Source organism: Paenibacillus ginsengarvi, from assembly GCF_003626695.1.
Taxonomy (GTDB): Bacteria; Bacillota; Bacilli; order Paenibacillales; family NBRC-103111; genus Paenibacillus_AB; species Paenibacillus_AB ginsengarvi.
On the sequence record NZ_RBAH01000009.1, the window covers coordinates 121,451 to 147,077 of the forward strand.

Annotated in this window: 27 protein-coding genes and 1 riboswitch; of the genes, 22 read left to right on the forward strand and 5 right to left on the reverse strand. The window is 55.0% G+C overall.

Annotation, left to right across the window (positions count from 1 at the left end; translation table 11 throughout):
• The 5 genes from D7M11_RS14360 to D7M11_RS36400 all read left to right on the forward strand — a co-directional run bounded on the left by D7M11_RS14360 (position 1) and on the right by D7M11_RS36400 (position 4,041).
• A complete protein-coding gene (locus D7M11_RS14360) occupies positions 1-759 on the forward strand; it encodes an SDR family NAD(P)-dependent oxidoreductase (protein ID WP_120747925.1) in 759 nt (252 codons plus the stop codon).
• Positions 760-835: 76 nt separating this feature from the next.
• Positions 836-1,615, forward strand: a complete 780-nt coding sequence (locus D7M11_RS14365; protein WP_120747926.1) for an IclR family transcriptional regulator — start codon at positions 836-838, stop codon at positions 1,613-1,615.
• Positions 1,616-1,746: 131 nt separating this feature from the next.
• Positions 1,747-2,490: an amidohydrolase family protein gene (locus D7M11_RS14370; RefSeq protein WP_120747927.1), complete on the forward strand. Its 744-nt coding sequence runs from the start codon at positions 1,747-1,749 to the stop codon at positions 2,488-2,490.
• A 68-nt stretch (positions 2,491-2,558) separates the two neighbouring features.
• Positions 2,559-3,452: a fumarylacetoacetate hydrolase family protein gene (locus D7M11_RS14375; protein ID WP_193556195.1), complete on the forward strand. Its 894-nt coding sequence runs from the start codon at positions 2,559-2,561 to the stop codon at positions 3,450-3,452.
• A 418-nt stretch (positions 3,453-3,870) separates the two neighbouring features.
• Positions 3,871-4,041 carry a hypothetical protein gene (locus D7M11_RS36400; RefSeq protein WP_158606603.1) on the forward strand — a complete coding sequence of 57 codons (171 nt, stop codon included), beginning with the start codon at positions 3,871-3,873 and terminating at the stop codon, positions 4,039-4,041.
• A gap of 92 nt (positions 4,042-4,133) precedes the next feature.
• Here the strand turns inward: D7M11_RS36400 and trhA are convergent, their stop codons facing one another.
• Positions 4,134-4,781, reverse strand: a complete 648-nt coding sequence (trhA, locus tag D7M11_RS14380) for a PAQR family membrane homeostasis protein TrhA (RefSeq protein ID WP_120747928.1) — start codon at positions 4,779-4,781, stop codon at positions 4,134-4,136.
• A 117-nt stretch (positions 4,782-4,898) separates the two neighbouring features.
• Positions 4,899-7,055 (reverse strand): HelD family protein, encoded by a 2,157-nt coding sequence (locus D7M11_RS14385; RefSeq protein ID WP_338042490.1) that lies wholly within the window; start codon positions 7,053-7,055, stop codon positions 4,899-4,901.
• A gap of 213 nt (positions 7,056-7,268) precedes the next feature.
• Here D7M11_RS14385 and D7M11_RS14390 point away from each other — a divergent pair, with 213 nt between their 5' ends.
• The 3 genes from D7M11_RS14390 (at position 7,269) to D7M11_RS14400 (ending at position 10,375) form a co-directional block, all read left to right on the forward strand.
• Positions 7,269-8,501 carry an MFS transporter gene (locus D7M11_RS14390; protein ID WP_158606604.1) on the forward strand — a complete coding sequence of 411 codons (1,233 nt, stop codon included), beginning with the start codon at positions 7,269-7,271 and terminating at the stop codon, positions 8,499-8,501.
• Between the two features lie 122 nt (positions 8,502-8,623).
• Positions 8,624-9,487, forward strand: a complete 864-nt coding sequence (locus tag D7M11_RS14395; protein ID WP_120747930.1) for a sugar phosphate isomerase/epimerase family protein — start codon at positions 8,624-8,626, stop codon at positions 9,485-9,487.
• 21 nt (positions 9,488-9,508) lie between these two features.
• Positions 9,509-10,375, forward strand: coding sequence for a MurR/RpiR family transcriptional regulator (locus D7M11_RS14400; RefSeq protein WP_120747931.1), 867 nt, complete (start codon positions 9,509-9,511; stop codon positions 10,373-10,375).
• Between the two features lie 400 nt (positions 10,376-10,775).
• On the opposite strand, the gene D7M11_RS14405 is transcribed toward D7M11_RS14400, so the two are convergent.
• The gene (locus tag D7M11_RS14405) at positions 10,776-11,669 is read right to left on the reverse strand and encodes a helix-turn-helix transcriptional regulator (RefSeq protein ID WP_120747932.1); all 894 of its coding nucleotides are present in this window, start codon (positions 11,667-11,669) and stop codon (positions 10,776-10,778) included.
• A 197-nt stretch (positions 11,670-11,866) separates the two neighbouring features.
• Between D7M11_RS14405 and D7M11_RS14410 the strand changes: the two genes are divergently transcribed.
• The 4 genes from D7M11_RS14410 (at position 11,867) to D7M11_RS37745 (ending at position 14,520) form a co-directional block, all read left to right on the forward strand.
• The gene (locus tag D7M11_RS14410) at positions 11,867-12,688 is read left to right on the forward strand and encodes a M55 family metallopeptidase (protein ID WP_120747933.1); all 822 of its coding nucleotides are present in this window, start codon (positions 11,867-11,869) and stop codon (positions 12,686-12,688) included.
• A gap of 27 nt (positions 12,689-12,715) precedes the next feature.
• The gene (locus D7M11_RS14415; RefSeq protein WP_120747934.1) at positions 12,716-14,050 is read left to right on the forward strand and encodes a DegT/DnrJ/EryC1/StrS family aminotransferase; all 1,335 of its coding nucleotides are present in this window, start codon (positions 12,716-12,718) and stop codon (positions 14,048-14,050) included.
• A 159-nt stretch (positions 14,051-14,209) separates the two neighbouring features.
• The gene (locus D7M11_RS14420; protein WP_120747935.1) at positions 14,210-14,335 is read left to right on the forward strand and encodes a DUF4023 domain-containing protein; all 126 of its coding nucleotides are present in this window, start codon (positions 14,210-14,212) and stop codon (positions 14,333-14,335) included.
• A 50-nt stretch (positions 14,336-14,385) separates the two neighbouring features.
• Positions 14,386-14,520, forward strand: coding sequence for a hypothetical protein (locus tag D7M11_RS37745; protein ID WP_275671696.1), 135 nt, complete (start codon positions 14,386-14,388; stop codon positions 14,518-14,520).
• 96 nt (positions 14,521-14,616) lie between these two features.
• Here D7M11_RS37745 and D7M11_RS37345 read toward each other — a convergent pair whose 3' ends face one another.
• Entirely contained in the window at positions 14,617-14,733 is a 117-nt protein-coding gene (locus D7M11_RS37345; protein ID WP_240041110.1) for a DUF6254 family protein, read from the reverse strand.
• Between the two features lie 101 nt (positions 14,734-14,834).
• On the opposite strand from D7M11_RS37345, the gene D7M11_RS14425 reads away from it, so the two are divergent.
• Both D7M11_RS14425 and D7M11_RS14430 read left to right on the forward strand, forming a co-directional pair.
• Positions 14,835-15,518 carry a metal-dependent hydrolase gene (locus D7M11_RS14425; RefSeq protein WP_120747936.1) on the forward strand — a complete coding sequence of 228 codons (684 nt, stop codon included), beginning with the start codon at positions 14,835-14,837 and terminating at the stop codon, positions 15,516-15,518.
• A gap of 183 nt (positions 15,519-15,701) precedes the next feature.
• Positions 15,702-16,790, forward strand: a complete 1,089-nt coding sequence (locus tag D7M11_RS14430) for a Gfo/Idh/MocA family protein (RefSeq protein ID WP_120747937.1) — start codon at positions 15,702-15,704, stop codon at positions 16,788-16,790.
• Between the two features lie 85 nt (positions 16,791-16,875).
• On the opposite strand, the gene D7M11_RS14435 is transcribed toward D7M11_RS14430, so the two are convergent.
• Complete coding sequence (locus tag D7M11_RS14435; RefSeq protein ID WP_120747938.1) at positions 16,876-17,421, reverse strand: glutathione peroxidase; 546 nt, start codon at positions 17,419-17,421, stop codon at positions 16,876-16,878.
• Between the two features lie 264 nt (positions 17,422-17,685).
• Between D7M11_RS14435 and D7M11_RS14440 the strand changes: the two genes are divergently transcribed.
• The 8 genes from D7M11_RS14440 (at position 17,686) to nrdF (ending at position 25,610) form a co-directional block, all read left to right on the forward strand.
• Entirely contained in the window at positions 17,686-18,417 is a 732-nt protein-coding gene (locus tag D7M11_RS14440) for a phosphonate ABC transporter ATP-binding protein (protein ID WP_120747939.1), read from the forward strand.
• A gap of 15 nt (positions 18,418-18,432) precedes the next feature.
• Complete coding sequence (locus tag D7M11_RS14445) at positions 18,433-19,221, forward strand: SDR family oxidoreductase (RefSeq protein WP_120747940.1); 789 nt, start codon at positions 18,433-18,435, stop codon at positions 19,219-19,221.
• A 96-nt stretch (positions 19,222-19,317) separates the two neighbouring features.
• On the forward strand, positions 19,318-19,968 hold the full coding sequence (locus D7M11_RS14450; RefSeq protein WP_120747941.1) for a hypothetical protein: 651 nt from the start codon (positions 19,318-19,320) through the stop codon (positions 19,966-19,968).
• Complete coding sequence (locus D7M11_RS14455; RefSeq protein WP_120747942.1) at positions 19,965-20,927, forward strand: D-2-hydroxyacid dehydrogenase family protein; 963 nt, start codon at positions 19,965-19,967, stop codon at positions 20,925-20,927. Before D7M11_RS14450 ends, D7M11_RS14455 begins: the two co-directional genes overlap by 4 nt.
• Before the next feature lie 100 nt (positions 20,928-21,027).
• Positions 21,028-21,522 carry a cysteine dioxygenase gene (locus tag D7M11_RS14460; protein WP_120747943.1) on the forward strand — a complete coding sequence of 165 codons (495 nt, stop codon included), beginning with the start codon at positions 21,028-21,030 and terminating at the stop codon, positions 21,520-21,522.
• 212 nt (positions 21,523-21,734) lie between these two features.
• Positions 21,735-21,933: riboswitch (cobalamin riboswitch) on the forward strand.
• A 231-nt stretch (positions 21,934-22,164) separates the two neighbouring features.
• Positions 22,165-22,524: a class Ib ribonucleoside-diphosphate reductase assembly flavoprotein NrdI gene (nrdI, locus tag D7M11_RS14465; protein WP_120747944.1), complete on the forward strand. Its 360-nt coding sequence runs from the start codon at positions 22,165-22,167 to the stop codon at positions 22,522-22,524.
• Complete coding sequence (gene nrdE, locus D7M11_RS14470) at positions 22,511-24,595, forward strand: class 1b ribonucleoside-diphosphate reductase subunit alpha (protein WP_120748058.1); 2,085 nt, start codon at positions 22,511-22,513, stop codon at positions 24,593-24,595. The genes nrdI and nrdE overlap by 14 nt, the downstream gene beginning before the upstream one ends.
• A 40-nt stretch (positions 24,596-24,635) precedes the next feature.
• Positions 24,636-25,610 carry a class 1b ribonucleoside-diphosphate reductase subunit beta gene (gene nrdF, locus D7M11_RS14475; RefSeq protein ID WP_120747945.1) on the forward strand — a complete coding sequence of 325 codons (975 nt, stop codon included), beginning with the start codon at positions 24,636-24,638 and terminating at the stop codon, positions 25,608-25,610.
• The last annotated feature ends 17 nt before the right edge of the window (positions 25,611-25,627 follow it).

A 25,627-nucleotide genomic window follows, 5' to 3' on the forward strand; every position in this document is an offset into this window, starting at 1 on the left:
ATGAGACTTCGGGATAAGGTTGCGCTTATTACCGGCGGCTCGCATGGCATCGGTCTGGCGGTAGCGATCCGGTTCGCGCAGGAAGGGGCCAAGGTCGCCCTGTGCGGACGCGGGAAGGCGGCGCTGGACGAGGCGATTCGGCAGATCGGCGACGCCGGAGGGACGGCGATCTCGTTCGAAACCGACGTCTCCGACAAGGCCCAGGTCGATGCGATGGTGGACGGTATCGTCAACAAATGGGGGCGGCTCGATATTGCGGTCAACAATGCCGGCATCTGCGAAGTGTCGTCGTTTCTGGACATTACCGAGGACCAGTGGGACCGTCATATGAATATTAACCTGAAAGGCGCCTTTCTCGTCAGTCAGCGGGCGGCACGCGAGATGGTGCGCCAAGGGGAAGGCGGCTCGATCATTCAGATGTCGAGCGTTAACGGCATTCAGGCCGAAGCCGATCAGGTTCACTACAATACGACGAAGGGCGGCATGATCAACCTCTCGATGTCGATGGCGCTGGAGCTTGCGCCGCACGGCATACGCGTCAATGCGCTGTGCCCCGGATTTATCGAAACGAGACTGACGAAGCCGCTGATCGAAAACGGGGCCGCAATCGCCGACTATTTGCGGACCGTCCCGATGAAGCGGGTCGGCCAGCCGGAAGAGATTGCCGCCGCCGCGCTGTTCCTCGCCTCGGACGAAGCGTCCTATGTGACGGGAACGTCAATGGTCGTGGACGGAGGGCAATTGATCAAGCTGAGCTGAAGCCGTGACCGGCTCCGTCAAGGGACGGCGCCGCCCGATATTTCGCGTATAAGAGTGCTCGGAGAGGAGTATCAGAATGAAAGAAACAGAAAAACAGGCGGCTACCGTAAAATCCGCCGACCGGGTGCTGGACATATTCGAATTGTTTGCCGAGCGGCAGGAGCCGATTAACTTGACGGAGCTTTCCCGGGAGCTGGACATGCCGGCGAGCAGCGCACACAAGCTGCTGCAAAATTTGCTTGCCCGCGGGTATCTGGAAGCCGATAAGATGGGCAAAACGTTCCGCCTCGGCTACAAGCTGTTCGAGATCGGCAGCAAATACGCGCAGCGGACCGATTTGGCGACGGAATTTCAGCTGTCCGCGCAAAAAATCGTCGACGAGCTGAACGAGTCGGTGTTTCTGACGATCCGCAACAACGACATGGCTTTATATATCGCGGAAAAGCAAAGCAGCCATCCGGTCCGGTTCGTCTCCCACCTCGGGATGCAGCTTCCGCTCCACGCAACGGCGATGGGTAAGGTGCTGCTGAGCGGGATGAGCGAAGCCGACATCACGAAGCTGTACCCGGATCGGCAGCTCGGCAAGCTGACCGACACGACGATTACCAACTACGAGGAACTGATGAGCCAGATCCGTCATATTCGCAGCGAAGGCATCGGCTACAGCATGGGGGAATCGGTGCACGGCATACGCTGTGTGGCGGCCCCCGTTTTCGGCGCGCAGCAGCAGATCGCCGCTTCGCTCGGCGTTTCGATGCCGGAGGCGAGATGGGAGCCGGAGCTGTGGGAGCGGGTCGGCCGGGCGGTCGTTCAAGGCGCCAAGGAAATGAGCATGAAGCTGTTTTACATGCCGTAAGCCCGCTTGTTTCCCGCTCCAATTCACGGAATCGTAACAATTGGCGAAAAATATCGTTTACATGCCGCTTTTTCTTCGCTACCATATAATTAATCCGGATCAAACCGAACAAGCCCTGGAGGCGAGCAGCGATGACGATCGATATGCATACTCACGTATGGGGCGGCCGTTACGAGACGCATACCCGCGAGCTGATCGCGAACTGCGAACGTTACGATATCGCCAAAATCATCGTGTCCGGTATAGCGGCGCAATACCCCGGCGAAGCGGAAATCGAGCAGCATAACCGGGATGTCGTCCGGTTTCGCCAGGAGCGTCCGGATTTGGTCGAAGGCTACGTATACGCGAATCCCCGCAACGCCGACGCTTCCCGCGTCGTGCGCTCCGGCATCGAAGATAACGGCATGATCGGCCTGAAGTTATGGATTGCCACCTATTGCGACGATCCGCTCGTATATCCGCTTGTCGAGTTATGCATCGAATACGACGTGCCGATCTTGTTGCATGCTTTCCATAAGGCCGTTCGTCAGCTTCCCGACGAAACGACGGGCGTACAAGTGGCGAATTTGGCCTCCCGCTACCCCGAAGCGAAGCTGATCATGGCTCATTTGGGCGGAAACGCCTATCACGGCCTAAAGGCGATTCGCGATTTCCCGAACGTCTGGACCGACTTTTCCGGTTCGTTGTTCGGCAGGGAAGATATCGATTATGCGGTTAGCCAGGTCGGCACCGATCGTATTCTGTTCGGCTCCGATATGCCGGGCTGCTCGTTTATTACGAATTTCGCCCAAGTCCAGGAAGCGGATTTGACCCCGCAGCAAAAGGAAGACATTTATCGAAATAACGCAATCCGGCTGTTCCGGCTGAAGCTGTAACCCCCCGACAAGCGGCGGGACAGGCAGCGAAACGGACAGTCTATTGCTATAACCGGGAGGAACAAGCGGTGAAACTCGTTACTATCCAGCAACAAGGCGAGAACTTCTTAGGCGTGAAAACCGATCGCGGCATTTTGAACGTTACGGCCGCCGCCCGTTCGGGCAAAGGAAGCTCGCTTCCGCAAACGATTCATGAAATGATCGAAGGAGGAGCCGCCGCCCGCACAGCGGTAGAGGCTTATGTCCGCGAAGCGGAAGCCGACTCCGCCGCATGGCTCGACGCCGCTTCGGTTACTTATGGCTCTTGCGTAACCGCGCCGCAAAAAATCATTTGCGTAGGGCTCAACTACCGCAAGCACGCGGAAGAAACAAATGCGAAAATTCCGGAATTCCCGATTTTGTTCAACAAATTCAACAATACGCTGAACGGACACGGGCATGACGTAGAGTTGCCGATCTCTTCTTCCGAGGTCGATTACGAGGCCGAGCTGGCTATCGTCATCGGACGCCGCACGAAGCATGTGAGCGAAGAGCAGGCGCTGGACAGCGTTTTCGGCTATTGCAACGCCGACGACTTGTCGGCCCGTGATCTTCAGCTTCGCACGAACCAGTGGATGCTCGGCAAAGTATGCGACGGCTTTACGCCGCTCGGCCCGGAACTCGTAACTGCGGATGAAATTCCGGACCCGAACAACCTGAAAATTTCTTGCACCGTGAACGGCGAAGTCCGCCAAAGCTCGAACACGTCGGATATGATCTTTAACTGCAAACAAATTATCAGCTACATTTCCCGCCACTTTACGCTGATGCCGGGAGACGTTATTTTGACCGGAACGCCGGAAGGCGTCGTGCTCGGCTATCCGCCGGAGAAGCGCGTTTACTTGCAGCCGGGCGATGTCGTCACGGTAGAAATCGAAAAGCTCGGCAGCATTACGAACAAAATGGTTGCCGAGACCGTTTAACAAGCGGTCTGTGGCAACAACGATATAAAAGCATCAACAAAGCGCCTTCTGCGGAAGGTGCTTTCTTTGCGTTACCGATACAGAAAGTTTAAGTTCACTAAAGCGTCATAGCTGCGAAGGATTACTTCGATAAAGTGAAAATGAGGCTTTCTGTACCAAGAAAAATTTCCGCTAAAACGCGGTCGCTCATCCTTGAAGTACGTCGATAGACGTTTTTCTTACATGTTTCAGGGCTCCCCGCAAAGTATTTGGAGTAATCGATTCCCCCGAAAGTGACGTGACGCTTCGCAGCTTAATCCTATTACTTTCGGGGGAGCCCCCCTGCTTCGAAGCCAGGGCTTCACTTTGTGGGGTTATTTTGCGTTACCCGGCATATATATGGTAGCGAACGACGAAACCGGAAGGAGACGATGTACCCGTGGTCTCTTTTTTAATGCTGATGCTGGGTTGTTTCGTATTTTTCGGCACCGTTTTTGTAACCGTTTACCGTTGGACGCAGAACGATACGTTTGCCTATGACATGGAGTTTATTTGGGATCGTTATCCGGTTACGCTCGAGCAGATGGAAGCGAGGCAAGTGAGGAGGTAGCGGGAGACGCCGCCTGCGAACGAACAAAAAAACAGGCTTGTCGGGCGAGTAACGCCGTCGGCCTGTTTCGCTTGTAACGATATGGTTGGCGCTTAACCGCTCACGCCAGGCATAGGCAGCACATAAAACAGGATGGCAATGAAGTGGCAGACGCTGCCGCCGATGACGAACGTATGCCAGATGGCATGGTGGTACGGAATTTTGCGCCATAAAAAAAACACGGTGCCGATCGTGTAGAACAAACCCCCGCCTACGAGCCACAGCAGGCCGTTCCACGGAAGCTGTTCGTACAAAGGCTTGATCGCAAATACGATGAGCCAGCCCATTACGATATAAAACAGGGTGGACAGCATGATGAACTTGCTCGCGAAGTAAGCTTTGAAGACGATACCCGCGATAGCCAGCCCCCACACGATGCCGAAAATGCTCCAGCCGACCGGACCGCGCAGCGTGACGAGCAGGAAAGGGGTATAAGTGCCGGCGATCAGCAAATAAATGGCGGAATAATCGAGAATTTCGAAAATATCCTTCACTTTGCCTTCGCGAAAGCTGTGAAGCAGGGTAGAGCATGTATAAAGCAGAACGAGCGTCGTGCCGAAAATACTGAAGCTGACGATATGCCATACATCGCCGTGCAGGCAGGCGAACACGACCAGGATGGCTAACGCCGCCGCGCTGAGAAGCGCGCCGACGCCGTGGCTGATCGCATTCGCGATCTCCTCGCGCACGGAATATCTCATGACGATCCCCCCATGGACTATGTAACCGGATGTTTCTATTGTAACGTGTCGCCGGGGAAACGGCAAATAAGCTTAAGGCTTCGCGCCTCAAGCTTATTTGTGCCGAACGTGCAAGCTTCAAGCGTCGATCTGCCGGGCAAATTCCTCGTCGGCTCCGCTTAGCAGCGGCGAAGGGATGCCAGCATACAGCACCCATAAATCATGGAGACTGCGTGTGCAGCCCACGTACAGAAGCTTGGCGTCATGCTCGTTCAGGCCGTAGTGGGCGTCATCCGCATCGATCAGCACTACAGCATCGAACTCTAGCCCTTTGGCCAGGTATACCGGAACGACGGACAAGCCGCCCTCGTATTTTTGCTGCCGGGCATCAATAAGCGTTGCGGATATGTCGTGATGGAGCAGGGCTGTGTGCAACTCCTTGCATTCCTTCTCGGTCCGCCCTATGACGGCGATCGTGGATGCGGGACCCGCTTCCAACTTGCGGACGACGCGGACAACGGTATCGACCTTCGCCGACATCTCGTGGCGAAGCAGCTTGACTTTATCGCCGCTGCGGAATACTGGCACAGCTTGCGTCGATTCCGGTACTCCATTGGTCAAAATGACGCCTGCGAAACGAATGATTTCCATCGTCGACCGGTAGCTGCGCTCCATCTTGAAATAAGCGCGCGCTTCTTCGGGAAATAGATGAAGAAACTCCTCCCACGAGCGGATGCCTTTGTATGCATGGATGCCTTGCGACAGGTCGCCCAGTATCGTAAACGAACCGTTTCGCACATGCTCGTTCAGCAGAGCGATCTGAAACGGGGAAAAGTCTTGCGCCTCGTCAATCACGATATGATCGAACGTATGGTCGCCGTGGATGCCGTACATCAGGTCGTGGATGAACAATAGCGGCGCCAAATCTTCGGGATACAGCTTCTTTTTGCCGAACGCCTTCACCGACTCCTCGGCAACCGCCGCCGGGACCGTTACCTCGGTAAGCCGCTTCACCGCTCCGCTATCACCGCCTGCAGACGGCGAAAACAAAGAGCGGTAAAAGTCGAACGGCGTTTCCGCCGGCCACAGCTTCCAGTAGGATTTTAGCTTTTGGGTCGCTTTTTTCTTGCGCTCCTTGCGTACGTTCGGGTCTCGCGTCTCGTTCAGCGCCATCTCGATCCAGCGCTTGATTCTCGCCTCGACCCGCTCCTTGCGCTTCATTACCGGATAATGGCGGTATTCGCCGAAAAACCAGTCGCGAATTTGACGGCCTGGGAGCTTTCCGCCCGGCCAAGGCTCGAAATCGTCGTCGGGAACGAAGCTTTGCTCGTATTGCTGCAGAGCTTCCTCAATCGCCCGCTTGAAGCGGACCGAGCCTTTGAACCGGCCGGGAGCTTCGTCGTGGATGACCGGCTTCTCCGCCCCGAAGGCGAACCAGCGCTCGCGCCGCTCCGTTTCGTCGGCGAGGGTCAGATTCGTATCCAGCAGCTCCAGCGCCCAGTCCTCGAACGTTGTTTGTCCGATATGGCCAACGCCGAGCTCGGGCAGCACGGACGAGATGTAGTCGAGGAACATCCGGTTCGGCGCGAAGATGATCATACGCTCCGCCCGGATCTGGTCGCGGTATTCGTACAGCAGGTACGCCAGACGATGCAGGGCAACGGTTGTTTTCCCGCTTCCGGCGACCCCCTGGATGACGAGCGCTGTATTTTTCACGGAGCGGATAATCTGGTCCTGCTCGGCCTGAATCGTCGAAACGATGTCGCGCAGTTTGTTGTCTTTGTTCTCGCCGAGCCGATACAGCAGGAATTCGTCCGTTACGACCGGGTTATCGCTCGCGCGATCGTACGTATCGACGACCCGCTGCAAAATTTGCTTGCGGATAACCAGATTTCGCTTCATATAAACGAGCCCTTCGATCAAGCCGTCAGGTGCCGTGTAGGAGGCAGGACCGTCGCCGCCTGTAAAAGAATAGAACAAACTGGCGACGGGAGCTCGCCAATCAATGACGAGCGGATCGCCCTTCTCGCTTTCTACGCCGAACTTACCGATGTACAGCTTGCGGGGCGACTCGTCGCGCTCCTCCTTGAAGTCGATCCTGCCGAAGTAGGGCTCATCGAGTGCGCCTGCAAAATGGCGGCGGGAATTTTCCCGTTTGGCTTCGAGCGCTTGCTCGGTGAAATCGTCTCCGGTATATTTCGGAACGGACTGCAGCGCTTTCAGCTTCCGGTCGATCCAAGCCGACGAACGCTCCAGCTTTTCCATTTCCTCTTGATAGGCACTTTGAATATCCAATTCAGTTACCTCCAGGGCTATTGATGAGTGAATGTCGAGAAAAACAGATATTCATACTACCATACCTGGGAACAAAAAGAAAATCCGACTTTGACTATAACGAAACAATCCATTCCTATTGATCCATCGATAATTTGCTATACAATGAATAATGCTTGCGTATATAACCGCGATTGGGAAAATCGCCGGAGCGAACGGGTGGAGGGTTACGAGTTGGGAAGACTTTTGTGGATGGGCTGTTTGTGTTATGTGCTCACCGGTTTTACGCTAGTCATTGTAGGCTCGGTACTGCCCGAGTTGCTTGCCTTTTACGGCAAAAGCTATAACGACGGAGGCCTTTTGGTCTTCATCCAATTTATCGGCTTATTGTGCGGCGTTCTTTGCATGCCCGTATTCACCAAGCTAGCTGGACGCAGGTGGACGGTCGTGCTTGGGCTGCTGTTTTTGTCAGTGGAAACCTGCTTCGTCGCGGCGCCGTCGTGGGGATGGACGACGCCTATTTTATTTGCAGCCGGGTTCGGCGCAGGGCTTGTTGAAGCAAGCATCGGTTCGCTCGTGCTGCTGGCGGCGGGGGACCGTCCGGCGGCGGCGATGAGTCGGCTGGAGATTACGTTTGGGATCGGGGCGCTGACGATGCCGTTTCTGGTCAGCTTTCTGATCAAGCGGGGGGCGTGGATCTATGCATTTCCGACACTCGGACTCGGTTCGCTGCTGCTCGCTGCCGTATGGATGTTTCTGCGGTTCGGACCGCTCAACCGTTCGCTGCGAAAAGGAGTGCTTTTTGAAGTGGAAGGAGGCGTTTCGGACTCCAGTGATGCGGAGAAGACGCAGACGATCCCATCATCCGGCGCCCGTTTATCGCGCACCTCGGTTTTTGTTTTGTGCGCCTTGTTTTTCTCCCTGTACGGAGGCAGCGAAGCTTCGCTGATCCATTTCCTGCCCTCGGTATACATCGAAGACCGGATGGCGACCGCTTCGGCCGCCTCACTGGTGGTCACCGTTTACTGGGTCGGCATGGTGATCGGCAGAGCGGTCACAGGCTTGCTGGCGGACCGGTTCGGTTATTATCCGTTCCTGCTTGTCTCCACGCTCGGCGCCGTTTTGTCTCTCGCGCTTACGGCGATGGGGGGCGGGTTATGGAGCGGCTTCGCGCTCGCCTTCTGCATCGGGCTGTTCATGTCGGGGATGTTTGCGATCGCGCTTATTTTTGCCAATCAGCAAATCCCGGGGCGAACCGATAAAACGACAAGCCTGCTCATGGCGGTAAACGGCCTTGGCGGCGCGCTGCTGCCTTACCTCGCGGGTTGGACGATGGAAACCTTTTCTGCGAACATGACTGTGTGGCTGCTGACTATCAGCATGGGTTGTATGCTGCTGTTTCTAGTCCTCGTGCACCAGCTCGGCTGGATTACGAGGTGGAGCCGGCGGGCAGCCGAAAAACGATGACAGCGAAGCTGGAAATGGAGAAATTCTCCACCGGATTACAGTGAAAATAATGGCAGACAAACTGCCATGCTCCGGTTACAATGGATAAGGAACAGCAAACCACCCGGGAGGGATTGATACCTATGAAAATCGGAGTAAGTACTTATAGCTTGGCTAGAGCGATCAATGCTGGAGAATTCGACGTGCTTGGCGCGATTCAGTGGATTGCGGACAACGGGGGCCAACACGTGGAAATCGTGCCGATCGGCTACTCGCTGGACGAAAATCCGGCACTCATCGACGCGATTGTGGAGAAAGCGGCGGAAGTCGGCATCGAGATTTCCAACTACGCGATCGGCGCCAAATTCATCGATCTGGACGAAGCCGGCTACCGCGCCGAAATCGAGCGCGTAAAAAAACATGTGGACGTGGCAAACCGCCTCGGCGTGAAGCGGATGCGTCATGACGTAGCTTCCCGTCCGATTCCGGAAACGGGAACGGCCCGGTTCGAAGCCGACTTTGATACGATCGTCAAAGCGAGCGTGGAAATCGCCGACTATGCGAATCAGTACGGCATCGTCACGAGCATCGAAAATCACGGCTTCCACGTACAGGCAACCGAGCGGGTACATCGCATTATCGAAGCGGTGAACCGTCCGAATTTCCGTCACACGATCGATATCGGCAACTTCCTGTGCGCGGACGAAAATTCGGTTTCCGCCGTTAAGAAAAGCATGCCGTACGCCTCGATGGTTCATTTGAAAGATTTCTACGTCCGTCCGTCGTACCGCAATCCGGGCGAAGGCTGGTTCCGCTCCACTAGCGGCAACTACTTGCGCGGCGCGGTTGTCGGTCAAGGCGACATCGATATGTATGAAGTGATCCGCATCGTTAAGGCAGCCGGCTATGAAGGTTATGTCTCGATCGAGTTCGAGGGCAAGGAAGAATGCAAGTGGGGGACGAAAGCGGCTCTTGACAACGCGATCCGTATCTGGAACGAAGTATAAGCCGTCCTAAACTCATAACCGATGAAGCAAACGAAAATACCCGACTTGAACAATACGCTGCTTAAAATATCCAGCATCTACACGTCCATGACGAAATCGGAGCAGAAGGTGGCCGACGTCGTCATGAAAGAGCCCGGAGCCGCGGTCTTTTACACGATAACCGATCTGTCGGAGAAGGCGGGCGTCGGTGAGACATCGGTCATCCGTTTTTGCCGCAAGCTCGGATTTAAAGGGTATCAGGAATTTAAGCTGTCCGTCGCGCAAAATTTGTCCACTCCTTCGCAGAGCATTCACGGCGACATTCAGGACGAAGACGAGTTGTCCGTAGTTGTGAAGAAGATAAGCGCGATCAATGCGCAAAATATCGAGAACACGACGACACTGCTGGAGGAGGACAGCCTGCGCAAAGCGATTGCGATGATTCGCGAAGCGGGAAAGCTGTATTTCTTCGGGGTAGGCTCGTCCGGGATTACGGCGCTTGACGCCAAATACCGGTTCATGCGGCTCGGTTTCGACTGCTCCGCCGAAAACGACGCGCATATTATCGCGATGAATGCGGCGCTGCTTGGCCGTCGCGATGTCGTTATCGGCATATCGACGTCGGGCAGCACGAAGGATCTCGTGGATGCGATGGAGATCGCCAAAGGCAGAGGCGCCCGCATCATCTGTCTAACGAGCCATGCCCGTTCGCCGATCACCCAGTTCGCCGATGTCGTGCTGCTCACCGCTTCCAAGGAAAGTCCGCTGCAAGGCGGCTCCTTTTCCTCCAAGCTGTCACAGATCCACGCGCTGGACGTTTTGTCGACCGCCGTGGCGCTCCATTCCAAGGAGCGTACGTATGAAGCTCTGGAGACGACGGCAAAGGCTGTGCTCGGCAAGCTGTATTAAGGTAGAAACAGAGAAAGGCGCATTCGCGGTGAAAACTGCGATGTGCCTTTTTTTGTATAAGAAAACCCCCAGTTCGACTGGCGGTTCAGGGAAGCGGAAGTGAAAGTTCCGCTATAGCTGAAGGAACGCCGCAGACGGAGCGATAACGGAAGCAAAAGTTCCGTTAAAGCCGCCGATAGCCTGAATGGGGCCGGGCAAATGAAGCCATAAAGGAAGTTCCGCTTCCTTTATGCAGGTTTAATAGGGGAGCGAAGCAGCAATAACAGAACTTATAGTTCCGCTGAGTCAGCGGAAACGGAAGCGAAAGTTCCGCTATCGCTGGCGGAACAGCGCTGCCCGGACGAAGAGGAAGTGAAACTGCTGCTAGAAAGGTTTCAGCGAAGCGATTTCAACTTTTTTCCTACGTTGAATGTGCCTTACGCATCGTCCGGCGAAACTCGCTGGCCGTCTGTCCATTCGTCTCGCGGAACGCCCGCGCGAACGTGCGGAACGAGTCGAACCCGGCCGCCGCCGCGATGTCGGTAACGGACATATTCGTATGCAGCAGCATCGTGATGGCGCTCTCCATCCGGAGTTGACGTACATATTCGTGAAAACGCTTGCCCGTGTGCTCCTTGAACGAACGGCTTATATGCGGCACGCTGTAATGAAATTTTTGCGCCAAATCCTCCAAGGTCAGCTTGTCGGAATAATGTAGATGCACGTATTGGAGCAGCGGCGACAACTTGATCGTTTCGTCCGGTCCGCATTCGCGGCTTGTCTTCCCGGTATCGCCTCCAGCGCGTATGAACAGCAGCATCGCCTCGCTCAGCTTGAGCCGGATCATATGGCGTCTTCCGGGGCTGTCGGGCAGCGCGTATTCCTCGTGAAGCTGTTCCAGCGTTTGCCTCATGCGCTCCGCAGCGGCGCCGCCAAATTGGACGAACGAGGGCGAGGTCGTGCCAATCCCGTAGACGAGGCGGGAAAACTCCGGGTCTTCGTGTTCCCCGAACAGCAGCTGCAGATCGAACATGCACCGGTATTTGCTCATCGTCCGCCCGCTATCGCTCTCCAGCATATGCATATGGTGAGGAAGGAGAAATGAAGCCGTGCCGGCCTCCACGCGATGAGTCACGCCGTTAATATGCTCCGTGCCGGTTCCTTCCACGAAAAACGATAGCTCCGCATAGTCGTGATGATGCAGAGGAGAAAGCGTAACCGTTCCGATGTTGATAAAAAACCGGTGCTGCCCGTCCGCCGCCGCCTGCAAACCGCCAATATGCTCCTGGTATTCCGGGAAATTCATTTTACTCATTTGAAAATTCCCCCATATGATAACCCCACAAAGTGGATCTTGTTCCGTTAACGCTTTACCGAACTTTTTATATCGTATAAAAAATGACACATCGTAAGAACGGTTCTGTCACATGCGCTCTTTCTTTATATTATATAGTTACATACGAGAAAGGGAAGCAGCCATAACATAATCCGCGTTCAGGGAGGGTTACGGCCATGAAAATGCTGGTCATGACCGATATGGAGGGCGTAGCGGGAATGATCAATCACGACGATTGGGTTGTTCCCGGCGGCATGTATTACGAGGAAGGCAAAAAGCTGCTGACGCTGGAAACGAATGCGGCGATCGAAGGTTTCGCGGCCGGAGGCGCTACGGAATTTCTTGTCGTGGACGGGCACGGCTACGGCGGCATCAATCATTTGCTGCTCGATTCGCGCGCCCGGTTTATGAGAGGACCGTATCACGGCAACTATTACTCGATGCTGGAGCCTTCCTTCGATGCGATTGCCTGGGTAGGCCAACATGCGAAAGCGGGCACTCCTTTTGCCCAAATGGCGCATACCGGCTGGTTCAACGTCATCGATTATACGATCAATGGCGTATCGGTCGGCGAATTCGGACAGCTGGCGATGTGCGGCGCCTTTCTCGGCATCCGCTCGATCTTCGGCGCGGGCGATGAAGCGTTCTGCGCGGAAGCGGCCGCTCTTGTTCCCGGCATCGAGACGGTAGCGGTCAAACGGGGCGTCATGCCGGGCAAGGGAGACGAGTTCAATACGGAGGGCTATAAAGCGCGCAATAACGGGGCGATCCATCTTCACCCGGATCAGGCAAGGGCGTACATTCGCGAAGGGGCGGAAAGGGCGGTTCGCCGGTTTATCGAGAACCGGGAACAGTTTGCGTTGCTGGAGATGAATTCCCCGTTTCGGCGCGAAGTGAAATACCGCAGCGACGGTGCGAAGGCTGCCTTCACAACTAGGGATGAGCACCCGGATAGCATTATTCGTTTGCTGGGCGGCAAGCCTTTAAATGAAATCTAATAATAGGGATAAAGGGGAGCGAATACGATGATCGGAACGGAAAAGCTCGGATTATTCGGAGGACCGAAAGCGGTAACAGGACCTCACGAGGATATGTTCAAATGGCCGATTATTACCGAAGAGGATGAAGCGGCCGCGGTTCAAGTGCTGCGCGACGGCGCGATGTCGGGAACGGACATTACCAAGAAATTCGAGAAGGAATTCGCCGAATGGCTCGGGATGGATTACGCGCTAGGGTTCAATAACGGCACTAGCTCGCTGCTCGGCGCTTTTTACGGCTGCGGTATCGGCGTAGGCGATGAGGTTATTTGTCCGAGCGTCACCTACTGGGCATCCGCGCTGCCGGCTTATTCGCTCGGAGCGTCCGTTGTGTTCGCCGAGATCGATCCGGTTACGCTGTGTCTCGATCCGAACGACATCGAACATCGGATTACGGAGCGGACGAAAGCGATCGTAGTCGTCCATTATTTGGGCCACCCGGCCGATATGGACCCGATTATGGAAGTTGCGAGAAAGCATAATTTGAAAGTCATCGAAGACGTATCCCATGCGCAAGGCGGCTACTATAAAGGGCACAGAGTCGGAACGATCGGCGATGTCGGCGCGATGTCGCTTATGGCAGGCAAATCGTTCGCCATCGGCGAAGGCGGCATCTTAGTCACGAATGATCAGGAAATTTACGAGCGGGCGATCGCGTTCGGACATTACGAGCGGAACAATCAAGACATCCAAACGCCGAGCCTTCAGCCGTTTATCGGTTTGCCGCTGGGCGGATACAAATTCCGGATGCATCAAGTCAGCTCGGCGGTCGGCCGCGTGCAATTGAAATATTACGACGAGAGAATCGCTGAAATCGATAAAGCGATGAATTATTTCTGGGATTCGCTGGAGGGCGTTCCGGGCCTCCGAGCGCATCGTCCTGCAAAGAATTCGGGCAGCACGATGGGCGGCTGGTATGCGACGCACGGCCACTACGTGCCGGAAGAGCTCGGCGGCTTATCGGTAACTCGTTTTTGCGAAGCCGTTCGCGCGGAAGGCGTCGGCATAGCTCCGGGCTGCAACCTGCCGCTTCATCTGCATCCGCTTCAGCATGACGCCGACGTATACGGTCATGGCAAGCCGACGATCATTGCCAATGCGTCCCGCGACCTGCGCCAGCCGAAAGGAGCCTTGCCGGTATCGGAAGGTATTGCCGCGCGCGTGTACTCGCTGCCGTGGTTCAAGCATTTCCGGCCGGAGCTGATCGATCAGTATGTCGAAGCATTTCGCAAAGTGGCGACGCAATACGAAGCGCTGCTGGCGGACGACAAGGGCAACCCGGAGAAGCTAGGCGGCTGGAACTTTTTCCGGCAAAAAGTGTAAGGTTTTGTGTTAAGCCGTTGTTCCGCTCCTTTCGCCTCAAGCGAAGGGAGCTTTTCTTTTTATGTATGAATTGACAAGTGCAGGTGCGACGTATTCCTATTGGTTAATGGTTATCCTATAAGCGAAGTCTTTCCCGACGGAAGGAGGAAGCAGAGGGGTATGGACGATACGAAAGCGTACTTGAACAAGCTTCACGAGACGCAGGCGAAGGACGAGAAAAACCGGAGAACGCACGGCAAGGGCGATCCGGACCGGAAGCTGCCCGGCAAGCAGAAGGAACGATAAGTTTCGGCTAGTCAAACGGTTGACTTTGTTCATACAGGAGGTGGCAGAAGATGCCCCATCATCGGCGCAAAGCGTTCAAGGAACAGCAAAATATGTCCAGCATGAAGGAAGAAGCGCGCACGCTGCACCCGGACAAGGCGAAAGCTTTTCCGCCCTCGGCGAACAATATCGGCAAGCAAAGCTGAGTTTTTTGGTTTGATATAAAACGAAACCCCGTTCGAAAATGAGCCGAATCGACGTCATTTGAATCGGGGTTTCGTTTTTTAACGAGTGGCTGGGGGCTATCCTTGATCGTGATGATCGGACAATTCCTTGAGCGAAGTAATTTTTCCGTGCGGGTGCGGCGTTTGCTTGCGGATTTTCCACGCGTTTTCTTTACGGCGCTTGGATGTTGTCATAGGATGTAACACCTCCATCTCGTATAGTTGGCTACCGGGCCTGTTTTTATGTACAATGAAGCTGTGTCTTCCAATATGGATGAAAGAGGGAATTTGCGTATATGGACATTACATATTTCGGTCATTCCTGCTTGTATGTGGAGAGCGAAGGCAAAAAGGTCATCATCGATCCGTTCTTGTCCGGCAATCCGGCGTCGGGCGTTTCTCCGAAAGACATCGAGGTCGACGCGGTGCTGCTGACGCACGCCCATGACGATCATTTCGGCGACAGCATCGAGATCGCGATGACGAACAATTGTCCGATCGTAGCCGTGTTTGAGCTGGCGATGCACTGTATCCGGCTCGGAGCCCGCGCTCATGCGATGAATATCGGGGGAGCGCATACGATGGAGGGCTTCCGCATCAAATTTACGAAGGCGTTTCACGGCTCTTCGCTCAGGGAAGGAGATCGCTATTTGTATGCCGGTCAGCCGGCGGGTATTTTGCTGACGTCCGGCGGTACTACGATCTATCATGCCGGAGATACTTCGCTATTCGGCGATATGAAACTGATCGGCGAGATGAACGATATCGCCCTGGCCGCGCTGCCGATCGGAGACAATTACACGATGGGACCGGAAGACGCCGTATACGCGGCCCAGTGGCTGCGAACGAAGCGGGTCATTCCGCTCCACTACGATACGTTTCCGGTAATTCGCCAGGACGCGAACCGTTTTGCCGCCATGCTGGGCGAGCGCGATATCGAATGTTATCCGCTGAAAAGCAAGGAAACGATTACGATTTGATTGCGCCGCATATCGGGAGCCGCCTTTTCACCAAAGGTGGTTTTCATTTTTTTTGATATAACCTGAGCTTTGAAAATCACGCAAATTTTGTGTCATTTTTCGTTTACAGAATGTGGAGAAGTAGTATAATGACATTGTTTGGCAGGCTTGGTTGTACATATCCGATAAAGGGAGTGGAAGTCCTTGAGTTCGAGCAACGTTCGAGTGGGCATTATCGGTCAAGGCCGGAGCGGCAGAGAAATTCACGCCGAAACGCTGAAAAAGATCGGCGACAAATTTACGATTGTAGCCGTCTCCGATGCGATGGAGGAAAGACGGGAGAAAGCGATCCGGGATTATGGCTGCGAAGCATACAGCGATTACCGCGACATGATGAAAAGAACCGATCTGGACCTGATCGTAAATGCGACGCCGAGTCATTTGCACGTTCCTGTTTCGCTGGAGCTGCTGGAAGCTGGCTTCCATGTGCTCTGCGAGAAGCCGCTTGCCCGCACGACGGAGGAAGTGGACCAGCTCGTCGCCGCCGCCAAAAAAGCAGGCAAAGTAATCGCCATTTTCCAGCAGTATCGTTATTTTCCGGTCATTCAGGAAATCAATAAAGTGCTCCAATCGGGCGTGCTCGGCCGAATCGTCCAAATCTCCATCTCAGCCAGTTCGTTCGCCCGGCGCTGGGATTGGCAAACGCTAAAAGCGAAAAATGGCGGCAGCCTGATGAACACGGGCGTTCACTTTGTCGATTTGTCGCTGCAATGGCTCGCCGCCGAGACGACTCCAAACGTCATGTGCCGCATGGATAGCGCAAACAGCTTCGGCGACGCGGAAGACTTTTGCAAGCTGCTCCTGAACAGTCCCGGCAAACCGCTCGTCGATATCGAGATTTCGAGCTGCAACGCTTATCCCGGGCCGACCTACCAGATTCAAGGGAAAAATGGCGGGCTGAAAGCAACGAATGCCGGAATCGAATGGAGATATTTCAAGCCGGAGGAAGCGCCGCACCGCGAGCTGATTACAGAACCGCTCAGCAACGCCGACGGCAAGCCGGTATACTGCAGGGAAGAGCTGACCTGGCATACGGGAAGCTGGAAATCGGGAGAAGGAGAAGCATACCCGGCTCCGGCAATCGCCTTTTACCATATGCTGCACGATACGCTGACCGAAGGGAAACCGCTTACGGTTACGCCGGATCATGTTCGTCAGCAGATCGAGATTTTGGAGGAAGCGTTCCGGCAAAATCCGCTGTTTGCTCCGGAGGAGCAGTCCGCTTCTAACTGATACGGTTCAAGAAAGCGCCTACACTTGGATGTGTGGGCGTTTTTTGCGCTTTACGCTTTAGACAGGTGCGTCCGTTAGCTTGACTTTACAACAACGACTCGATCACCGGCTCTAGTTCAATCGGTTCTGTTGTTGTTTCATATCTGCCGAACACTTGACCGCTCCGATCAATTAAAAATTTGGTGAAATTCCATTTGATCCCGTCGTCAGCGTACAGATCGGGGTCGTTTTGCAGCAGAAAGCTTTGCATGTTTTGACCTTCGGCAGTATCGGTATTCAATCCACGAAACGAAGCTTGCCCGGTCAAAAATAAAAATAACGGATGAGCGTTCGGGCCCTTAACCTCGATCTTCTCGAATAATGGGAACGTGAGTCCGAATTGGCTTAAACAGTACTCCCGCGCTTCCGACCCGCTCCCGGGCTCCTTTCCGTTAAACTGGTTGCATGGAAACGCAAGAACAGCAAATCCTCGTTCGGCATAACGTTCATAAAGCCGCTGAAGTCCGGCAAATTGCCGGGAATAACTGCATTTGCTGGCGCTGTTCACAATCAGGAGAACCTTTCCCCGGTACGCGGACCATTCGGCGGCTTCTCCGGTAATCGTATTCACTTGATAGTCATAAACAGACATAACTGATTCCCTCCCGATTTCACTTGTATAAACACGACAATAACAGATTTCGTCTTATTGGTATAATATATAATAACAATAAAATTTATAGGTAATCATGATAAAGAAGCGAGAGAAGAGACGCGGCGCGCTCCCCGGAATACCCGTTCATTCTTCCCCGTCCGGCAAATCGTGATATAATGGACCTGAAACGACTCATCCGCGAAACGGTCGCCTAACATCTGTTACCTCATTCGTCGCGGCAGAAGGAGCCAGGATACGGGAATGATTATCGTACGAAACTTGACGAAAACATGGGTCGACGGGCAAACGGTATTGTCCAAAGTAAGTTTCCAAGTCGACAAGGGCGAATTCGTCGTCCTGATTGGAGCGAGCGGGAGCGGCAAATCGACTTTGCTCGACTGTATGGCGCTTCAGCAGCCATGGACCGAAGGTCAGCTCATCATAGACGGATCCGAGCTCAGCTACAAAAAGTGGGGAGACCGGTTCAAGCTGCGCAGGGAATGGGCGTTTCTCGAGGAGAAGCCGGCGCTGCATCCGAAAAAAAATGCGCTCAAAAACGTGTTCAGCGGCCGTTTTTTTCAGCTCCCGCTATGGCGGAAGCTGACGGGAACGATCTCGACAAGCGAGCATATTTTGGCGATGGATTACCTGGAGCGGGTCGGGCTGCTGGACAAAGCGAAAATGCTGCCGGCGGAAAAGCTCAGCGGAGGCGAGCAGCAGCGTGTCGCCATCGCGAAAGCGCTCGCTTCCGGGGCCAAAGTCATCCTCGCCGACGAGCCTACGAAGGGGCTGGACCCCGAGTCGGCGGCGAAGGTGCTGCAAGATTTGCGGACGCTATGCAAGGAGCATGACATGATCGTCATCGCCGCCACGCAAAGTCTGGAAATCGCCGAACGCCATGCGTCGCGTATATGGGGGCTTGCCGAGGGCAAGCTGCTGCTGGATATTCCCGCGCGCAGACTGACCCAGAGCGAGAAAAATAAACTTTTTTAAGGAGCGACCTTCCACATGGATTTGCATTTGGCAGACAAAACGGTAATCGTGACGGCGGGAAGCAAAGGGCTGGGCAAGGCGAGCGCCGTGCAGTTCGCCCGGGAAGGCGCAAACGTCGTCATTGCGAGCCGCAATCAAGAGCACTTGGATGAAGCGAAGGCCGATATCCTGCGGCAGACGGGCCGCGAAGTGCGCGCGGTTGTGGCGGATGTGAACCGGAAGGACCATATAACCGAAATCGTTCGTACGGCTATCGACTGGACGGGGCGTCTCGATGTGCTCGTAACGAATGCGGGAGGCCCTCCGGGAGGCGGCTTCGATCAGTTCGACGATGCGGCTTGGGAAGCCGCTTTTCAGCAAAATTTGATGAGCGTCGTCCGCCTTATCCGCGAAGCGCTGCCGTTTATGCGGCAACAGGGCGGCGGCCGCATCGTGAATTTGACGTCGGTATCGGTGAAGCAGCCGATTCCGGACCTGATTTTATCGAACGTATTCCGCGCGGGGGTTTATGCCCTGACGAAAAGCTTGTCCGCCGAGCTGGGCAAAGACTCCATCCTTGTTAACACGGTAGGTCCGGGGCGCATCGAGACCGACCGGATCGTCGAACTGGACCGGATCGCGGCGGAGCGCAGAGGAGCGACGGAGGAGCAAATCCGCTCTCAGCATTTGAACCAAATTCCGCTGGGGCGTTACGGCACGCCCGAGGAGTTCGCCAAAACGATCGTATACCTCGGCTCGTTCGCCAATACATATGTAACCGGGCAGGCGGTTCTCGTCGACGGAGGCATGGTTCGCGCTTTATAATCGCATGATGCATCTTGCGAACGGCACCTATGGTAAGGAGGTGCCGTTATTCGGCATTACGAATGGCATAAGGAAAACAGAGGGGGGATTGCAGGAATGAATAATCTGATACAGACGCTTGCCGCCCGCAAGCCGCTTCCGTCGCTGAAGCCTGAGGCGGTATGGGACAAGGACCTCGACGCGGCGATAGCCAGCCGGTCCGGGGCGTGGACGGCTTCGCTGCAAGCGGGTAGCCGTGCGGATGGCCTGTCCTTTGTGGCCGGCCTATATTTATGCAATGAAAGCTTGGACGCTTCTCACACCTTATCGCAAAATATCGAAACACCGGCAGGCAGCTATTGGCACGGGATTATGCACCGGATGGAGGGCGACTACTGGAATTCGAAATATTGGATGCGGCGCGTGGGGCGGCATCCGATCTATCCGGCGCTGCGGCAAAAGGCTGTTCGGCTGTTGAACGAGCCGTCCGGTTTAGCTGCGATCCGGGACGGCCGGGTGCAATCGGCATTGGCGGATCTGGCCGCTTCCGCCGAGTGGGACCCGTCGCGGTTCGTCGACGCTGTGGAGATGATAGCAGACGGACAGGGGCAGGATGCGGCGGCTGAGGAGCTGCTGCAAAAGATTCAGTGGCATGAGATGTGTCTGCTGCTTGCTTACTGTTACCGCAGCGCTACCGGAGACGAGCTGCCTGCCGCTGACGCAGGAGCGGGCGCTTCTATTGAGGATTCGGAGGGAGGACAAGCATGATGCTGAATTGCGCCATTTTGGACGATTATCAGCAAGTGGCGATGCGTATGGCCGACTGGGCTCCGCTTCGGGACCGACTGGACATACGATCGTTTCAATGTCATTTTGAATCCGAGGACGAACTGGCAGCCGCCATCGGGGACTGCGAGATCGTCGTCATCATGCGCGAGCGGACGCCGTTTCGCGCTTCCCTGTTCGCCAAGCTGCCGAAGCTGAGGCTGCTCGTAACAACGGGAATGCGCAACCAGTCCGTCGATTTGGCCGCGGCCGGCGAGTACGGCGTTACCGTTTGCGGCACGAGCGGGGGAGGACGCGGTCCGGCGGAGCTGACCTGGGCGCTCATCCTGGGTTTGGCGCGGCATATCGTGCCGGAGAACGAGGCGCTGCGCCATAACGGTCCGTGGCAGAGCAGCATCGGCGGGGATCTGTACGGCAAACGGCTCGGTCTGCTCGGGCTGGGCCGGATCGGCAGCCAGGTCGCCAAGGTCGGGGAAGCTTTCGGTATGGAGGTGACCGCCTGGAGCCCGAACTTGACCGAACAAATGGCCGCCGAGTCGGGAGTTAAGCTTGCCGCCTCGAAGGAAGAGCTGCTGCGAACAAGCGATATCGTCTCCATCCACCTCGTGCTCGGCGAACGTTCGAGGGGGTTGCTCGGCGAACGGGAGCTGTGTCTGATGAAGCCTACCGCTTATTTGATCAATACGTCCCGGGCGCCGATCGTCGATCAGGCGGCACTGCTCGAGGCTCTGCGGGACGGCCGAATTGCGGGAGCCGGGCTCGATGTGTTCGAGACGGAGCCGCTGCCGGAGAACGATCCTTTCCGCACCTTGCCGAACGTGCTGGCGACGCCTCATATCGGCTACGTGACGCAAGCGAGCTACGAGGCGTTCTACCGCGATATCGTGGACGATATACGCGCCTACTTGGACGGAGAGCCCGTACGCGTATTGAATCTATAACGCTTAGGAACGGCATGTCCGCCCGAACCGTACAAGGAATCGTCACATATACAAGAGTAAGGCATACGACGGCCTGGATCTTAGGGAGGGTGTCTTACTCATGCTTTTCTTGGAACGGTTAACGGAAGCGCTGCTGAAGCTGCGGCAGCCGAGCCTACATGGCCTGCAGGAAGCGCTCGGTACACTGCAAGGTACGAAGGAGCTGATTGCTCCGTACGTTACGGAGCCGGAACATTTGCCGTACGGACGCAACGTCCTGTTTCGCTCCGCTTACGTGGAGGCGATCGTTGTGCATATTCCGGCTTACCGGAAAACGTTTATTCACGATCACGGCAGTTCGATCGGCTGCGCTCAAGTAATGGAAGGCTCTATCCTGAACTCAATTTACACGCTTAACGATCTAGGCGAGACGACATTCGCCTCGCAAGCGCTCGTCAAGGAGGGCCAGATTGTGCTCGCGCCAAACGGGCAAGTGCATCAAATGATCAACCCGGGGAACCGGAGGGCCGTTTCCCTTCACCTGTATACACCGCCTCTCGCGGGTACGAAATCGTTCCGCCGGGACGAGGAATACGTGCTCGATTATGTTATTTAAATGGGGCTCTGCGGACCGAAGATCGTCGCCTCAAGACCGGCGATCTTGGTTCGTTTCTGTCTATTTATGAAAAACATTTCGTAGAAATTTTCATAACGCCGGAACCCCAAGCGGGGAAAGTCATCGCCAAAAGTCAACCCCCTAAGATAGAAAAATAGGGACGTTCGTACATTGACACGCACAATATATTGATATAAATTATTAAATACAAACTACATATTGGTGTAACGGGTGCTTTTTCGTCTAGCGGACGTATAAGCTTAATAGGGAAGTCCGGTGCGAAACCGGCGCGGTCCCGCCACTGTAAGGGAGTAGATTTCGGTTCACAGGCCACTGGCTTCAGGCTGGGAAGGAAGGACCGTAGTCGCCGGATTCCCGAGCCAGGAGACCTGCCCGCTACTGACACGAACCCTACGGTCGATAGGTACGGTGTCCGTTACGTCGTCATGCTGCACACCTGTCTTTTACATGCATGCGTTCGGCGCATACGGCTCTGTCGCCGATGCGTTTTTTTCATGCGCGATTCGGCAGGGTGCGGACGGGATTATCGGAATTACAGGATCAACGGTTCATGACGGACGGCTCCGCAAGTGATAAACACTGGGTGCGCCCCGGGTTCGTAGAGAGGGGATGAATGACAAGATGATGATCGTTTACGATTCAAGGACCGGGAATGTGAAGAGGTTTGTAAGCAAGCTGAACATGCCGGCCGTTTCGGTCGATAACGAGATGATTATAGAGGAGCCTTTCGTGCTCGTTACTTATACGACGGGATTCGGCCAGGCTCCGGAGAATACGCTGTCGTTTCTGGAGCGGAACCATACGAGGCTTGTCGGAGTTTCCGCCAGCGGCAACCGCAATTGGGGACAAGGCTTCGCTCGCAGCGCGGACCGGATTGCTGAGATGTATCGTGTACCAATTATCAGCAAGTTCGAGCTGGCCGGAACGATGAAAGATGTTGAAAGCTTCGTACGAGGGGTGAATGCAGTTGCGGCATATTGAGCTGAACAACATGCTTATGCAGCGCGATGAGGAAGGATTTTTCCAACTGGACAAGGACCGGGAGGCGGTTGACGCCTTCATGGAGGAAGTGGAGCGGAAGTGTGCCAAATTCGCCAATACGGCCGAAAAAATCCGCTATATGATTGACAACGATTTCTACGAAAATGTACTGGAGTCGTATACGCTGGAGCAAGTGGAGTACATATACGGAATCGCTCACGGGTACGGTTTCGAGTTCCCGTCGTACATGGCCGCATCGAAATTTTATACGGATTACGCGGTCAAGAGCAACGACCGTTCTTTATACTTGGAGCATTTTCCGGATCGGGTCGCCATCGTGGCGCTCCATCTTGCGCAAGGCCATATGGACGCGGCTAAGGCGCTTACGGAATCGATGATGGAGCGCCGTCTGCAGCCTGCGACGCCGACCTTCCTGAATGCCGGGAAAAGCCGCAGAGGCGAGATGGTATCCTGCTTCCTACTCGAGCTTGACGATTCGCTGAACGCGATCAATTACGGCATCGGTACATGTATGCAGCTGTCCAAGATCGGCGGCGGCGTGGCGGTTAACTTGTCCAAGCTGCGCGGACGCGGCGAGGCGATCAAAGGCGTGGAAGGCGCGGCGAAGGGGATTATGCCAGTGCTGAAGCTGATGGAGGATGCCTTCTCGTACGCCGACCAGATGGGGCAGCGCAAAGGCTCGGGAGCGGGGTATTACAACATTTTCGGCTGGGATGTCATGGAGTTTCTCGACAGCAAAAAGATTAACGCCGACGAGAAAACACGGCTCAAGACGTTATCGATCGGCCTGATCGTGCCGAACCATTTCTATACGCTGGCTGAGCGAGGCGAGCCGCTGCACGTATTCGCTCCTTACTCCGTTTATCGCGCCTACGGCGTTCATCTGGACGATATGGACATGGACGACATGTACGACAAGCTGCTGGCCGACGACCGGGTGAAGAAGAAAATCGTGATGAGCGCTCGCGACATGCTCGTCAAAATCGCTACGATCCAGCTAGAGTCCGGCTATCCGTACATCATGAATCGGAGCAATGCCAACCACGGCCATGCGCTGAAAGATATCGGAACGATCAAAATGTCCAATCTGTGCACGGAAATATTCCAGTTGCAGGAAACGTCGGAAATCGGCGATTACGGCATGGCGGATACGATCCGGCGCGACATTAGCTGCAACCTCGCTTCGCTCAACATTGCGAATGTCATGGAGCGGCGCAAAATCCGCGAATCGGTGCACGAAGGAATGATCGCCTTGACGGCGGTCAGCGACATGACCCAGATTACGAACGCCCCGGGTGTTGCCAAAGCGAACCGCGAGCTGCACTCGGTCGGTCTCGGCGCGATGAATCTGCACGGTTATTTAGCCAAGAACTGCATCGCTTATGACAGCGATGAAGCGAAGGAATTTGCCCGCGCGTTTTTCATGGCAATGAACTATTATTCGCTGGAGAAAAGCATGGATATCGCCCGTTCCCGTGGCGCCAAGTTTAACGGTTTCGAGAAGAGCGAATATGCGAAGGGCACCTACTTCGAGCGGTATGAGCGGGAAGATTTCCGTCCCGTTTCTACTGTGGTCAAGGCGTTGTTCGAAGGCATTCCGCTTCCTTCGCCGGAAGAATGGAGCGCGCTGAAGGCGCTCGTTCGCGAGCACGGGCTGTATCACGCCTACCGGCTGGCCATCGCGCCGACGCAAAGCATCTCGTACATCCAGAACGCGACCTCAAGCGTCATGCCGATCGTCGAGCAGATCGAAACCCGCACGTATGCAAACTCGACGACGTATTACCCGATGCCGTACATGAACAAAACGAACTTCTTCTATTACAAGTCCGCATATAACATGGACCAGTTCAAGGTGCTGGACTTGATCGCGGAAATACAGGCTCACGTCGACCAGGGCATATCGACGGTGCTGCACGTCAACAGCGACGTCACGACGAGGCAGTTGGCCCGCTATTACGTTTATGCGGCAAAAAAAGGACTAAAATCGCTGTACTACACCCGAACAAACCGGTTGTCCGTCGAAGAATGCATCAGCTGTTCGGTGTAAAGGCACGATCCGCACCAGCTTGGCGAGAGGAGAAGAGGGGATGAACGCTAGCGGTAAAGGTCCGATCAAAGCCGTAAACTGGAACCGGCCGGACGACGACTTCTCCAGCACGTTCTGGAGTCAAAATATTATGCAGTTTTGGACCGACGAGGAAATCCCGTTATCCGACGACAAAATGTCGTGGATGACGTTAGACGATAACGAGCGCGAGCTATACATGAAGGTACTTGGAGGACTGACGCTGCTCGACACGGTTCAGGGCGGCGTCGGTATGCCGAAGATCATGGAGCATGTGGAAGGGCTGCAGCGCAAAGCGGTACTCGGCTTTATGGGCATGATGGAGCAGATTCATGCGAAGTCGTACAGCAGTATCTTCACGACACTGGCTACGACCGAGGAGATCGACGGCGTGTTCCGCTGGGTCGAACAGAATCGGTGCCTGCAAACGAAGGCGGAGACGATCTCGCAATATTACCAATCGATCGAGACGCGCAAAGACTTGTATCTTGCGATGGGCGCTTCCGTCCTGCTCGAAAGCTACTTGTTCTACAGCGGCTTCTTCTACCCGCTCTATTTGGCCGGACAGGGGAGAATGACGAGCAGCGGCGAGATTATCGACCTGATCCTGCGCGATGAGAGCATTCACGGGTTGTATGTGGGCGTGCTGGCGCAGGAGCTGTATAACGAGCTGGATGAGGACGATCGGCAGGATGCGCTGGAGACGTTCCACGGCTTGCTGCACTATTTGCACCGCAATGAGGAGTTGTATACGGAGGAGCTTTATTCGGCTGTCGGACTTGTGGACGAGGTGAAGAAGTTTGTCCGCTACAACGCCAATAAAGCGCTGATGAACATGGGACTCGAGCCCGCGTTCCCGGAAGAGGACGTTAATCCGATCGTGTTTAACGGCATCAGCACACGAACGAAGCAGCACGACTTTTTCTCCAAAAAAGGAAACGGCTACGTGCGGGCGACGAACGTGGAGCAACTGACCGACGACGATTTCATATTTTGATTCCTATACGATTAAAA